The 12,709-nt window shown below is 67.5% G+C and carries 15 protein-coding genes; 6 read left to right on the plus strand and 9 right to left on the minus strand.

The features are described from left to right. Positions 1–70 precede the first annotated feature (70 nt). On the minus strand, positions 71–1,603 hold the full coding sequence (locus tag ACM1PE_RS27455) for a hypothetical protein (protein ID WP_059377097.1): 1,533 nt from the start codon (positions 1,601–1,603) through the stop codon (positions 71–73). A 229-nt stretch (positions 1,604–1,832) separates the two neighbouring features. Between ACM1PE_RS27455 and ACM1PE_RS27460 the strand changes: the two genes are divergently transcribed. Next, positions 1,833–2,576 (plus strand): sulfite exporter TauE/SafE family protein, encoded by a 744-nt coding sequence (locus ACM1PE_RS27460; protein ID WP_118932329.1) that lies wholly within the window; start codon positions 1,833–1,835, stop codon positions 2,574–2,576. Between the two features lie 78 nt (positions 2,577–2,654). Next, the gene (locus tag ACM1PE_RS27465) at positions 2,655–3,374 is read left to right on the plus strand and encodes a GntR family transcriptional regulator (protein WP_059377095.1); all 720 of its coding nucleotides are present in this window, start codon (positions 2,655–2,657) and stop codon (positions 3,372–3,374) included. 96 nt (positions 3,375–3,470) lie between these two features. Here the strand turns inward: ACM1PE_RS27465 and ACM1PE_RS27470 are convergent, their stop codons facing one another. The 4 genes from ACM1PE_RS27470 to ACM1PE_RS27485 form a co-directional block, all read right to left on the minus strand. Further along, a complete protein-coding gene (locus tag ACM1PE_RS27470) occupies positions 3,471–3,821 on the minus strand; it encodes a 2Fe-2S iron-sulfur cluster-binding protein (RefSeq protein WP_041652092.1) in 351 nt (116 codons plus the stop codon). Continuing rightward, entirely contained in the window at positions 3,818–4,147 is a 330-nt protein-coding gene (locus tag ACM1PE_RS27475; protein WP_118932328.1) for a ferredoxin, read from the minus strand. The genes ACM1PE_RS27470 and ACM1PE_RS27475 overlap by 4 nt, the downstream gene beginning before the upstream one ends. A gap of 5 nt (positions 4,148–4,152) precedes the next feature. Then, the gene (locus ACM1PE_RS27480; protein ID WP_054455328.1) at positions 4,153–4,452 is read right to left on the minus strand and encodes a 2Fe-2S iron-sulfur cluster-binding protein; all 300 of its coding nucleotides are present in this window, start codon (positions 4,450–4,452) and stop codon (positions 4,153–4,155) included. Positions 4,453–4,523: 71 nt separating this feature from the next. Further along, entirely contained in the window at positions 4,524–5,255 is a 732-nt protein-coding gene (locus ACM1PE_RS27485; protein WP_054455904.1) for a TenA family transcriptional regulator, read from the minus strand. Between the two features lie 237 nt (positions 5,256–5,492). On the opposite strand from ACM1PE_RS27485, the gene ACM1PE_RS27490 reads away from it, so the two are divergent. Next, on the plus strand, positions 5,493–5,708 hold the full coding sequence (locus tag ACM1PE_RS27490) for a hypothetical protein (protein ID WP_419341607.1): 216 nt from the start codon (positions 5,493–5,495) through the stop codon (positions 5,706–5,708). A gap of 51 nt (positions 5,709–5,759) precedes the next feature. Here the strand turns inward: ACM1PE_RS27490 and ACM1PE_RS27495 are convergent, their stop codons facing one another. Next, positions 5,760–6,155: a DUF2809 domain-containing protein gene (locus ACM1PE_RS27495; RefSeq protein WP_059377089.1), complete on the minus strand. Its 396-nt coding sequence runs from the start codon at positions 6,153–6,155 to the stop codon at positions 5,760–5,762. A gap of 124 nt (positions 6,156–6,279) precedes the next feature. Between ACM1PE_RS27495 and ACM1PE_RS27500 the strand changes: the two genes are divergently transcribed. The 3 genes from ACM1PE_RS27500 to ACM1PE_RS27510 all read left to right on the plus strand — a co-directional run bounded on the left by ACM1PE_RS27500 (position 6,280) and on the right by ACM1PE_RS27510 (position 9,708). Continuing rightward, the gene (locus ACM1PE_RS27500) at positions 6,280–7,515 is read left to right on the plus strand and encodes a molybdopterin-dependent oxidoreductase (protein ID WP_118932327.1); all 1,236 of its coding nucleotides are present in this window, start codon (positions 6,280–6,282) and stop codon (positions 7,513–7,515) included. A 10-nt stretch (positions 7,516–7,525) separates the two neighbouring features. Next, positions 7,526–7,870, plus strand: a complete 345-nt coding sequence (locus ACM1PE_RS27505; RefSeq protein WP_419341609.1) for a sulfite:cytochrome C oxidoreductase subunit B — start codon at positions 7,526–7,528, stop codon at positions 7,868–7,870. 146 nt (positions 7,871–8,016) lie between these two features. Beyond that, positions 8,017–9,708 (plus strand): MFS transporter, encoded by a 1,692-nt coding sequence (locus tag ACM1PE_RS27510; RefSeq protein ID WP_059377079.1) that lies wholly within the window; start codon positions 8,017–8,019, stop codon positions 9,706–9,708. Positions 9,709–9,727: 19 nt separating this feature from the next. Here ACM1PE_RS27510 and ACM1PE_RS27515 read toward each other — a convergent pair whose 3' ends face one another. The 3 genes from ACM1PE_RS27515 to ACM1PE_RS27525 are packed head-to-tail and all read right to left on the minus strand — an operon-like array spanning position 9,728 to position 12,684. Beyond that, positions 9,728–10,465, minus strand: coding sequence for a phosphoribosyltransferase (locus ACM1PE_RS27515; RefSeq protein WP_419341610.1), 738 nt, complete (start codon positions 10,463–10,465; stop codon positions 9,728–9,730). Between the two features lie 26 nt (positions 10,466–10,491). Further along, entirely contained in the window at positions 10,492–11,676 is a 1,185-nt protein-coding gene (locus tag ACM1PE_RS27520) for a M20 aminoacylase family protein (RefSeq protein ID WP_118932325.1), read from the minus strand. Positions 11,677–11,703: 27 nt separating this feature from the next. Further along, complete coding sequence (locus ACM1PE_RS27525) at positions 11,704–12,684, minus strand: Bug family tripartite tricarboxylate transporter substrate binding protein (protein ID WP_280014527.1); 981 nt, start codon at positions 12,682–12,684, stop codon at positions 11,704–11,706. Positions 12,685–12,709: the final 25 nt, after the last annotated feature.

Raw genomic sequence — 12,709 nt, forward strand, 5'->3', positions numbered from 1 at the left:
CTTCAGGGCGGGAACCGCCCTGGAAAAAAGGGTCCCCGCAGGGACCCCAAAGCAGCGCCACAAACCGGTATCAACTCCAGATCAGCACCGCGCAGATCGTCGAGACGAATAGCGCCAGCAGCACCGGCAACAGCAGGGCGCGCACCAGCGACAGCACGTTGACCCGCGCAAAGCCCGCCACCGCGATCAGCGAGGACCAGGCGATCAGCGTGCCGCCACCCGTCCAGACCGCACCCATCTGCCCCACCGCCGCCAGCGTCGCCGGGTCCACACCCACCACCGGCCCCAGGGCGCCGGACAGGGTGCCGGTCAGAGGCAGGCCCGCGAAGCCTGAACCGTCGATGCCGGTGATCATGCCGACCAGCAGCACGCCAAAGGCCACCAGGAAATGGTTTTCAGGAATCAGGTGCTGGCCGGCGGAAATCACCTCGAACAGCAGGCCCGGCGCCTGCGCTTGCGGCACGCCCAGGATCTGCGCGGCGGTCTCATTGGCGCCCACGAAGAAGAAGCCCGCGATCGGCAACACCGAGCCCATGGCCTTGAAGGCGAACACGAAGCCGTCGGTGACGTGCTCCGGACAGACGTCCAGCATCTTGCGCGGGCCTTCCGCGGCCAGGGTCACCAGCATCATCACGACAAAGGCCACCCCGCCCACCAGCGCCGCCGCGTCGCCGCCGCGCAGCGCGGGCAGGGACGGGAACAGGCGCGGCAGCACCATGACCGCGATCACGGCCAGAAAGGCCAGCGGCGTCACGACGGCAAAGGTCTTGGACCAGCGCACGCGGCGACGCTCTTCGTCGCTCAGGGCCGGGCCGCTGGGTAGCGCGGGGTCCGCGCCCATGGTGCCGCGGGCTAGCTCGGCCTTGTCGAACGAGCCGGACTGCTCGATGCGGGCCAGGCTGCCATCTTGCGCCCGGGCCTGCCAGGCGGACAGGAGCCCGGCGTCGGCCGGCACGATGTGCTTGCGGATCAGCAGGTAGGCCGCCACCAGCGCGACCCCGCCAGTGATGAGCGACAGCACCAGCGCGCGGTCCGCGACCACGGCGGCGCTGACCGCCGCCCCGGCGGCCTTGGCGCTGATGCTGGGCGCCACGCCGATCACGTAGTCCGAGGACAGCGCCATGCCCTGTCCGGCGATGGCGATGGCCATGGCGCCCGCCAAGGGCGGCAGGCCCGCCGCGATGGCAGCGGGCAGCAGGATGGCCGACACCAGCGGCACCGCAGGCGTGGGCCAGAAGAACAGCGAGATCACATAAGTACAGAGAGCGATGATCAGAAAGGACGAATGTCCGCCCCGCATGACGCGGCGAAACGGCTGCACCATGCGCACGTCCGCCTGCAGGGTTTTCAGCGCGTTGAGCAGCGCCGTCATGAAGGTGATCACCAGGAAGATGTTGAACAGCTCCTTCGCAGCCACGAAGCTGGCCGAGAAAATGCCGATCAGGGCGCTGATCGGATTGCCCGTGATGGCAAGCACCACCAGAAAGGTGCCGATCACCGACGGCACCACCACGTTGGCCCGCAGAATCATCGTCAGGATGATGGCGGCCACGCTGATCAGGTACATCCAATGAGCAGCGTTGAGCACTACGTCCGCTTGCATGAGCTATTCCCCTTGTATGCGTGGCTGTTATGGCGCCACGTTCGGTATACTATATTTCGTTTGTAGCCATACCAATCAAAATATGCAGCGCCTAGGGAAAGCGATAATTCTGAAAAATCCATGAATAACGCCTAAAAATCAGGGGATTACCCTAGTTTTTGCAGCATCTCATGAAATTCAGAAAAATCCTGGATAGACTATCGTATACATAGTAACGATTAAGCCGGGCATGACATCCTCCCTGCCGTACCCCGATCTCCTCCAGTACGCCACCATGGCCGCCGTGGTATTCGGCGCCGCGATCGCACAGGGCGTGGGCGGCGTGGGCTTCGCCATGTTCGCCGCGCCGGTGGCGGCCATGTTCTTCCCGCAACTGGCGCCGGGGCCGCTCTTGACGCTGGGCGGTTTCATTTCGCTGTTGACCGCGTTGCGCGAGCGGGCCGCCATCGACTGGCCTTCGGTGTCCTACGCGCTGGCGGGCCGCGCCGTCGGCACGTTGATCGCGATCTACGCCATGACGCGCTTCGCGCCGCAGGCGTTGGGGGTGCTGTTCGCCGCCCTGATCCTGGTGGCCGTGGCGCTGAGCGCGGCCGGCCTGCACTTTTCCGCCACGCCCGGACGCGTGTCCGGCGCGGGCGTGGCCTCGGGCATCATGGGCACCATGACCTCGGTGGGCGCACCGCCCATCGCCATCGTGATGCAGCACGCGGCGCCGCCGCGCCTGCGCGCCACGCTGGGCATGGTGCTGTTCCTGGGATCGATCTTCTCGCTGGCCATGCTGGCATGGGCCAAGCGGTATACGGGCTATCACGCCGGGCTGGCGCTCAGCCTGGCGCCTTTCCTGCTGGCCGGTTTTGCGGTCTCCAACCGGCTGCGCCACCGCCTGCCGCCGCGCGCGGTGCGCAGCGTGCTGCTGGCGGTATGCGCCTTGGGCGCGCTGGGCGTGCTGGCCAAGGCTTTTTGGGGACACTGATGCGGCGCCCCGCCAAGCCATGCAGCTACACCCGGTAATACAATGGAGACTGTATCCATTACGCCAAACCTGCTCGCCATGACAACCTCACCCGTCAGCCCGCAAGCCGCAGCAACGCAGCATTCCGCCTCGCTGAAGATCGGCGAGCAGCATCCGCAGTTGTTTGCCGTCATCCGCGACAAGCTGCGCGAGCGCATCCTCAGCGGCGAGTTCACGCCCGGCGACCGCTTGGTCGAAGGCCGCCTGTCCGAAGAAATGGGCGTGTCGCGCATCCCGGTGCGCGAAGCGCTGCGCGCCCTGGCCGCCGAAGGCCTGGTGACCATCGAGCCGCGCCGCGGCGCGTCCGTGTCGGTGCTGTCCGACGCGGTCGCCTACGACATGGTGGAAGTGCGCGCCACGCTGGAAGGCCTGAACGCCAAGCTCGCGGCGCAGCGCCGCGATGAGAAAACCGTGGAACGCCTGCAAGCCTTCCTGCGCGAAGGCACGGAAGCCGCGCGCAGCGAACAGCTGGACAAGTTCCTGGCGCTGAATTCCCAGTTCCATGAAATGCTGGCGACCATCGGCGGCAACGTGGTGCTGACCGACCTGATGCGTTCGCTGCGCGATCGCACCGCGCTGCTGTTCGCGCCCAGCAACATGCTGCGCGCCAAGCAGAACTGGGATGAGCATTCCCAGATCCTCAATGCCGTCATCGCCGGCAACGGCGACCTGGCCGCGCTGCTGGCCAGCCAGCACGTGCACAACGCCGCCAAGGCCTATACGGAAGCGCAGCAGCAGCCGCACGCGTCGGTGGCCTGACCCGGCGACACGCCAGAAGCTGACAGCGCCGCGACGGCCGCGCGGCCAGGGGCCTCAGCTGCCGGCCGCGGCCTTGCAGCCCGCGAGCAGCAGCCCTCAGGTCGCTGCTTCCACCGGATCGGACGCCGCGCCGACCACCACGCCCTTGCCATTCTGGATCACCCACGAGACCTTCACGTCGCCATTGACGAAGGTCTGGCAGGCCATGCGGTAGCCGGCCTCGAAGTCTTCCGGACGCAGGTGCTTGCGCTCCTTGGGCTTGATGGCGTCGGTGTTTTCCAGCCCTTCCTCGATGCGGCACTTGCAAGTGCCGCACAGGCCGCCGCCGCACTTGAAGGGAATGCCGCCTTTTTCCTTGAGCGACACGCGCAACAGATTGCTGTTCTCGGGCGCCGTGGCGACCAGGCCGCCATTGGAGATGAATGTGATCTGGACCATGTTGTTCAGTGCTCCGCGGCGACCGCGCCCGGGCGCAGCGTCAAGGTCGATTCCATGCTGCCGAAGCGCGTCAGGTGAGCCAGTTCCTTGCGGGCCGCTTCCACTGACGCGAACTTTTCCAGGAATTTGGAGGGCACGCGATTCACCACGTAGGGCGGCGTTTCCTCGGTGACGATGAGCTTGGTTTCGCCATGCAGGCGGGCGATGCGGTAGACGGCCAGCGCGCGGCCGTAGAACGCGTAATCGTAGGTTTCAAGGATATCCACCGCGCCGTCGTCGGCTTCCGTGCGGAACACGCCGGGCTTGGTGGTCAATATGACGTACACCGGGTCCATGGCCGCTATGCCTCCACGTCCTGGACCAGCTCGATGTCGCTGGTGAGCCAGAGCTGGCACGCCAGCCGGTAGCCCTGGTCGATGCGTTCGCCCAGCTGCTTCTTTTCCTTCCAGTTGACCGGCGGCAAATGCTCGGCCCCGGCCAGCACGCGGCAGGCGCACTTGGCGCACTTGCCCATGCCGCATTCGTAGCGCAGATGCGGATACGGAAACTGCTTGATGCCGGCCCGCACCACCAGGTTGGTGTTGTCCTTCACCACGTCGGTGTAGGTCTGGCCGCCCTTATGAAACACGATGGTAGGCATGGATTTTCTGCTCTGGGTTCTGCGGGGCCGCGGCCGTCCGGCGCGCAGCGCCAGACGGTCTTGCGGTGTGCTCAGGCGGCAAGGCCCAGTTCAGGCAGCGTGATTTCCTGCTGCACGTAGTCGGTGTAGAGCGCGGTCGTGTACAGCAGCCGCATCTGCGCGCCGATCTCGCAGATCTTCAGGCAGCGCTGTTGCAGGTCCACCGTGTTGGCGTGCTCCAGCACGATCTGGTAGCCGCGTTCGCCGTGGATTTCGTCGGACACGATATGCAGGTCGAAGAACTCCACTTCCTCGTCGGTGAAGCCGTACTTCTCGCGCAGAGTCGGCGTCTGCTTGCGGTAGATGGACGGCACTTGCGATTCCAGGCCCACCACCAGCCCGGCCACCGCCACGATGGGATCCTCGCGCATGGCCACGGCGTAGCACCAGCTCTGCAGGGCGCGGGTGGTGGGCGACATGTTGTCGGGGTTGGTGACGCGTTCGCGGGTGGTGCCGCAGGCTTCGGCAAAGCGGATCAGCAGGTCCGTGTGGCGGTCGCCGCCGATTTCCTCTTCATACATATTGGCCAGCAGGAAGTCCTTGGCCTCGGTGTAGGAATCAGGCGTGCGTGCGTACAGGTAGCCCAGGTAGTCGGCGAACGGGCCCACGTAGTGGTAGTGGTTCTCGGCCCAGCGCTGCAGATGCTGGCGGCTGAGCTTGCCTTCTGCCCAGGCGATGGAAAAGGGCGAAGCGTTGGCGCTCTTGCCCTTGATCGCGTTTTCCAACGCGGTACGGAATTCATCTCGGTTCATCAGTTCAGCCATGACGCGCTCCAGGTCCAGTGGTGAAGACTCCAGGCTGGTCTAAGCCCGGGCATGATGAACATTGTATACCGTCTACTATTTTGAACTGCTAGGGCAATCCCGGAGATCGGCCAGATGTTGCCCAATAAACAGGGACAGTCTTTATGGATCAATGACTTGCCGTGCGTAAGCGGGGGTTGGCCGGAATGCGTGCACGCTGGTACAATGAATACACTTTCAATGCAATACGGAAATACCATGAATACCCGCCATCCCCTGGGAGACGCCCCGATCGGTCAACAACTGCTGACGCATTACGCCCGCCGCGATGCCGTGCGCCACGCCACGCCGCTGCTTCCTTCGTCCTGGGCCGAGCTCTTCGCGCCGTTTCGCAACGCCCGCTTGCAGCCGCTGCGCGCGACCAAGCCCGCCGCGCGCGCGCACGACGACGCGCCGGTCTGCCAGGCAGGCTGATTCCCGGTTGGAGGCCCGGCGCGTTCGGCCGGGCAAAAAGATGAAAAGCGCCTAGGCGCCGCGCAGCGCGGCGTCCCGCCGCCGGTTCCAGGCGGCCAGCGCCAGCACCAGGAAGAATCCCAGCGTATAGGCCAGCATGTCCCACCAGTCGGGCACGCTGCCCAGGATCACGCGCAATACCGGCTGCTCCAGCCGCCAGCCGAAATGCCGGGCCAGGTACTGCCCCAGTTCCACCGCGTAGCCGGTGAACAGGGCGGCCAGCGCCAGCGGCAGCACGTCCGCGCGGATGAAGCTGCGATACACCAGATAGGCCCAGCCCACCGCCACCACGTCGCCCACGAAGCCCCGCAACAGGGGATAAGGCGCGCCCAGGGTGGCGATCAGCGCTTCCAGCGCGGTTACGGCCAGCAGCGCGGCAAAGGCGCGCTTGTTGAAGGTCAGGATCATCGGTGCGGAAAACGCGGAAATTGAAACGGGCAGCGCGGACGTTAACGCATTTGTCAGGCCACCGCGCGTAGGCTCGTCTGAACGCGCCGGGGCAGGGCGCTGACAAGAACGAGGAGACACCAAGATGAGCACATTCGACCCGAATGGGCGCCGGCGCTTCCTGCGCCAGGCCTGTACGCTGGGCGCCACCGGCACGCTGGCCGGCCATGCGCTGACCAGCCTGGCGGCGCCGGCCACCGTCACCCTGCCGTTCGCCAACGGCGAGCGCGACCTGATCGCCTATCCGCAGAAGCGGCCCCTGATCCGCCAGACCTCGCGCCCGCCGCAGCTGGAAACGCCGTTCGCGGTCTTCAATGAAAATATCATCACGCCCAACGACGCGTTCTTCGTGCGCTACCACCTGGGCAATATTCCCACCGCCATCGACCTGAACACCTACCGCATCAAGGTCAGCGGGCTGGTGGACAAGCCGCTGGAGCTGTCGCTGGCCGATCTGAAGCAGCAATTCGGCAAACCGGTGGAGCTGGTGGCCGTCACCCAGTGCTCGGGCAACAGCCGCGGCTTCTTCGCGCCGCGCGTGGGCGGCGGGCAGTCGGGCAACGGCGCCATGGGCAATGCCCGCTGGCTGGGCATCCCGCTCAAGCGCGTGCTGGAGAAAGCCGGCATCCGCGCCGGCGCGCGCCAGGTGACGTTCGAGGGCATGGACCGCCCGGTGCTGCCCGGCACGCCGGAATTCGTCAAGGCGCTGGACGCCGCCCATGCGCTGGACGGCGAGGTCATGCTGGCCTATGCCATGAACGGCGCCGACCTGCCCATGCTCAACGGCTATCCCGTGCGCCTGGTGGTGCCGGGGTACTACGGCACCTATTGGGTCAAGCACCTGGCCGACATCAAGGTGCTGGATAAGGAGTTCGACGGCTTCTGGATGCAGAAGGCCTACCGCATTCCCGACAACGATTGCGCCTGCACGCCCCCGGGCAAGGCGCCGGAAAAAACACGCCCCATCGGCCGCTACAACGTGCGCAGCTTCATCACCAGCCTCGCAGAGGGCGCGCGCGTCGCCCGCGGCAAGCCGGTGCAGGTGCGCGGCATCGCCTTCGACGGCGGCAAGGGCATACGCGAAGTCCAGTTCTCGTCGGACGGCGGCAAGACCTGGCAGGCCGCCAAACTGGGCCGCGACCTGGGCCGCTACTCCTTCCGCGAATGGCACGCCGATTTCACGCCCAAGGCCGCCGGCGACTACATGCTGAAGGTCCGCGCCACCAACACGGCCGGCGAAACCCAGCCGCTGGACCCGCTGTGGAACCCGGCCGGCTACATGCGCAACGTGGTCGAAGCCGTCCGCGTCACCGCCGCCTGAGGAGAGCGCCATGAACCGCCATTTCCGTCGCTGCCTGCCGGCGCTCGCGCTGGGCCTCGCCTGTTTGGCCCCGGCCGCCCAGGCCCTGGAGATCAAGCTGCCCCAGGAAACCGCCACCCTGCATCCCGGCGCGGGCGCGGGGGCCCAGCATGCGGCCCTGTGCCTGATGTGCCATTCGGTGGACTATGTATCGTCGCAGCCGCCCATGCCCCTGGGCTTCTGGGACGCCGAGGTCAAGAAGATGGTGGGCACCTACGGCGCCCCCATTCCCGCCGACCAGGTGCCGCTGATCGTGGAATACCTGAACCAGGCCTATCCGCCGGCCCCTGCGCCGGCCCCGGCCGCCAAGCAATAGGCGGCCCCTGGCAGCAGCCCCCGGGGCGGCGCGCGGCCGCCCCGCGGTGGCGCGCGCGCTCCCATCGACCGCTGGCTTAGGCGTACCATTACCCGACCCAGACCACGTCCGACAGGAGCGCCTACCCGGCGCGCCGGAAGAACTCCATGCTGCAACCCGTTTCGGCCAACACCGATCTGCCCGCGGACGCACCCGCCGCTCCCGCCCCCGTGCTGCAGGTCAGCACGCTATCCCCCTTCGCGTTTCCGGCCTTCCGCATCATCTGGATCGCCAATCTGTTCGCCAACCTGGGCACCTGGGCGCAATCCGTCGCTGCCGCGTGGATAATCACCACCGAACAGAGCAGCCCGCTGATGGTCGCCATGATCCAGGTGGCCGCCGCCTTCCCGCTGGTGGCGCTGTCCATCCTGACTGGCGTGCTGGCCGACAACTACGACCGCCGCAAGGTCATGCTGACCGGCATGCTGCTGGAGCTGACGGGCGGCGTCTTCATCACCATCCTGGCCTTTGCCGGCCTGCTGCATCCCATCACGCTGATCGCGTCGGTGTTCTGCATCGCCATCGGCAGCGCCATCGTCACGCCGGCCTGGCAGGCCGCGGTGGGCGAACAGGTCCCGCGCGCCCACGTCGGCAGCGCGGTGCTGCTGAACAGCGTCAACTTCAACGTGGCGCGCGCGGTCGGCCCGGCCATCGGCGGCCTGCTGCTGGGCGCCATGGGCGCGCCCTGGGTGTTCCTGCTGAACTGCTTCTGCTACGGCGGCCTGATCTGGGCGATCTGGCGCTGGAAGCGCGACCTGCCGCTGCGCCGCCTGCCGCCCGAAGGCATCCTGGAAGGCGTGGTGGCGGCGCTGCGCTACACCCAGCACTCCACCGTCACGCGCGTGGTGATGCTGCGGTCATTCGCCTTCGGCCTGTCCGCCAGCGCGCTGTGGGCCTTGCTGCCGCTGCTGGCGCACGAACATGAAGGCGGCAGCGCCCTGCTGTACGGCTACATGCTGGGCGCGCTGGGCCTGGGCGCCATCCTCGGCAGCGCCGTCGTACGCCGGGTGCAGGCCGCCTGGGGCGCGAGCGGCCTGATCAGCGCCGCGGCGGGCCTGCTGGCCGCATGCCTGCTGGCGCTGGGCCTGACCGGCACCCTGTGGGTGGCATTTCCCGCGTTGCTGCTGTCAGGCAGCTGCTGGATCGGCGTGCTGGCCACCTATAACACCACCGTCCAGATGCTGGTGCCGGACTGGGTCAAGGCGCGCGCGCTGGCGCTGTACCAGACGGCCATCTTCGGCGGGCTGGCGGCGGGCTCCTTCATGTGGGGCCATTTCGCCGGCACCATGGGCGTTTCCGGCGCCCTGGCCACCGCCGGCATCATGCTGGGCATCACCGTCGCGCTGATGTACCGCTCGCGGCTGCCCGAACATCTGGACACCACGTCGCTGGCGCGGGCCGACACCACCGAGCCGGCGATGGCCGCGGTAGGCTTCAACACGCAGCACGGCGCGGTGCTGGTCGCCGTGGAGTACCTGATCGAAAAGGAAAAACTGTCCGCGCTGATCGGCGCGACGCACCCGCTGCGCCTCATGCGGCTGCGCAACGGGGCGCAGCAATGGCAACTGTTCCGCGACCTGGAGCGCGAGGGCGTCTGGCGCGAGGTCTTCCTGGTGGAAAGCTGGATGCAATACCTGCGCATGATCGACCGCATGACGCTGGAGGACAAGATGGTGCTGGACAAGGTGCGCGCGCTGCACGCCGGCGACAAGCCGCCGGTGGTGTCGCGCAACGTCAGCTACCTGGCCATGAACGAAGCGCAAGGTTTCTCGCTGCGCCGCGATCCGGAATCCCTGTAGGCGCCCGCGCCGCCGTACTTCAGACGGCCGTTTCCGGCACCCAGCCCGCGGCCGTGCGGCGCATGCGCGGCGACTCGAACGCGCAGGCCACCGATATCGGCGCGCCCTTCGCATCCACCAGCCGCTCGCGCCAGCGCTCGCCCTGGCACATGGCCACGACGATGCCCGCCACTTCCGCGCCGCAGCGCGCCAGCAGTTCCAGCGCGGACAGCATCGTCTGCCCCGTGCTGACGGCGTCGTCCACCACCAGCACGCGGCGCCCCGCCAGGCTGCCCGCCAGATTCGGATCCACGTACAGCAGCTTGCCGGCGTCCGGCGTGGTCAGCGACTGCACCGGCACGGCCAGGCGTTCGTCGTACCAGTACTTGCGCGAATAGCCGAAGGGCACATAGCGCGTGAACCCCAGGCCGCGCGCCACCATAGGCGCGAAAGCGAGGCCCAGCGTCGGCAGGCCCACGACCACCTCGGCCTCGAAGACGCGCGCGCGCTCGGCCATGAAGCCCGCCAATGCGTCGACCACTTCCAGGCTGGCATGATTGGCGATCAGCGAGGCCACGCAGCGGTCAGGGTCGCCGGGCACGCCGCGCAGCGGCAGTACCAGATAGCGGCCGTCGGGCAGCCGCGCGGGATAGCCGCGGGAATAGGGCGGGTCTGCCGGCAGCGTCAGCGCATCGGCGCTGACGATCTCCTGCCAGTAGTCGGTGGTGGCGTCGAAGGCAGGCGCGCCGGCGGTGGTCAGGTCGTGTGAGGCAGTCATGCGTCGCGGAAAGTAGCGGCGGCCGGTCAGCGCGCGCCGGCGGCCAGATAGGCTTCCGCCAGCGTCACCCAGTAGCTGGCCGTGACCGGCAGGATGCCGTCGTTGAAATCGTAGTCGGGGTTGTGCACCATGCAGCCGCCTTCGCCCTCGCCATTGCCGACGATGAAATAGCTGCCAGGCACCTGTTCCAGCATGAAGGCGAAATCGTCGCTGGCTTGCAGCGGCTCCAGGTCGGGGATCAGCAGGCCTTCGCCCAGCCAGCCGCGCGCCACCTCGGCCGCGAACTGCGTGGCATCACGGTCATTGACCACCGGCGGATAGCGCCAGCGATAGTCCACCTGGACGCTGGCGCGGTGCACCGCGGCCTGCGCGGTGGCGATCGCCGTGATGCGTTCGCGCAGCAGCGCGCGCGTTTCAGGGCGGCGCGCGCGCACCGTCAGGCGCAGCTCCACCGTCTTCGGAATCACGTTGGGCGCGTCGCCGCCATGGATGGCGCCTATGGTCACCACCGCCATGTCGTTGGGATCGATCTCGCGCGAGACGATGGTCTGCAGGGCCAGCACGATGCTGGCCGCCGCCACGATGGGGTCCACCGCCACGTGCGGCATGGCCCCATGGCCGCCCACGCCGCTGACGGTCAGGATCACCGTGTCGGACGAGCTGTACATCACGCCGGAGCGGAAGCCGAAATGGCCGGCCGGATAACCCGGCTCGTTGTGAAAGCTGTAGACGGCGTCGCACGGAAAGCGTTCGAACAGGCCGTCGGCAATCATCTTCTGCGCGCCGCCATGGCCTTCCTCGGCCGGCTGGAAGATCAGGTGCACGGTGCCGTCGAAACGGCCGCGTTCGGCCAGCGCGCGGGCCGCGGCCAGCAACGTGGCCGTATGGCCATCGTGGCCGCAGGCGTGCATCTTGCCGGGATTCTGGCTGGCATAGGGCAGGCCGGTGGTCTCATGGATGGGCAGGGCATCCATGTCGGCGCGCAGGCCCAGCCGGCGCGCGCCGCTGCCGCGGCGCAAGGTGCCCACCACGCCGGTCACGCCCAGGCCGCGATGCACCTCGTAGCCCCAGGCCGCCAGCCTTTCGGCCACCAGCTCGGCCGTGGCGACCTCTTGATACGCCAGTTCGGGATTGGCGTGGATGCGATGGCGCAGCGCCACCATCTCTTCCTGGATGGCCTGGATCTCGGGCAGCACGGGGGGTGTATTCATGGCATGGCTTCCTGCAAAGGGGCAGGCCTATTCCTGCTGGATGTTGGCGCTCTTCACGATGTGCGCGTACAGGGCTTTTTCCTTCTTCAGGAAAGCGGCAAAATCCTGCGGCGTGCCCTGTCCGGGCATGGCGCCGCCTTCGGCCAGGCGCTTTTGCACCTCGTCCATGCGCAGCACCGCGTTCAGTTCCTGGTTCAGCCGCTCGACCACGGCGGGGTCGGTGCCTGCCGGCACGAACACGCCGGTCCAGGTGTTGAGTTCAAAGCCCTTGAGCGCCGGCGTCTCGCCAAACGCCTGCACCTGCGGCAGCGTGTCAACGCGCGCGGCGGACGTCACGCCCAGCGCGTGCAGTTTCTTCTGCTGCACCAGCGGCGTGGCGCTGGTGGTCACCAGGAGGCCCAGGTCCACCTGGCCGCCCATGACGTCGTTGGTGATCTGCGCGCCGCCGCGATAGGGCACGTGCACCAGCTTGACGCGGGCCTGGTCCTGCATCACCTCCATGGCCAGATGCAGCACGGTGCCCACGCCGGACGAGGCGTAGGTCAGCGTGTCGGGTTTCTCGCGCGCCAGCGCGATCAGCTCGTCCATGTTCTGCGCCGGCAGGCCCGGACGCGCCAACAGCACCACTGGCGCGGTAGTCACCAGCGCCACCGGCGTCAGGTCGGATTCGGCGTCGTACTTCACGGCCGAGTTGATCAGCCGGGCCACGCTGATCGGACCGTCAAAGCCCATCACCAGCGTGTAGCCGTCCGGCTTGGCGTGCACGGCCTTGGCCACGCCCAGCACGCCGCCCGCGCCCGCCACGTTGTCGACGATGACGGACTGCTTGAGGCGGTCCGACAGCTTCTGCGCCACCAGGCGCGCCGTGGTGTCGACGTTGCCGCCCGGGCTGAACGGCACGATCAGGGTCAGGGGCCGGGCTTCCGGCCAGGTGTCGGCGCCGGCAGCGGGGGCAAGGCACAGCGCGGCCGCCAGCGCGGACACGGACAGGAACAGGCGTTTGAACATGGAAGGAGCGGGATCGGAGCGAGGG

It is taken from the genome of Achromobacter sp. PD1 (assembly GCF_048541815.1).
Taxonomy (GTDB): Bacteria; Pseudomonadota; Gammaproteobacteria; order Burkholderiales; family Burkholderiaceae_B; genus Achromobacter; species Achromobacter bronchisepticus_A.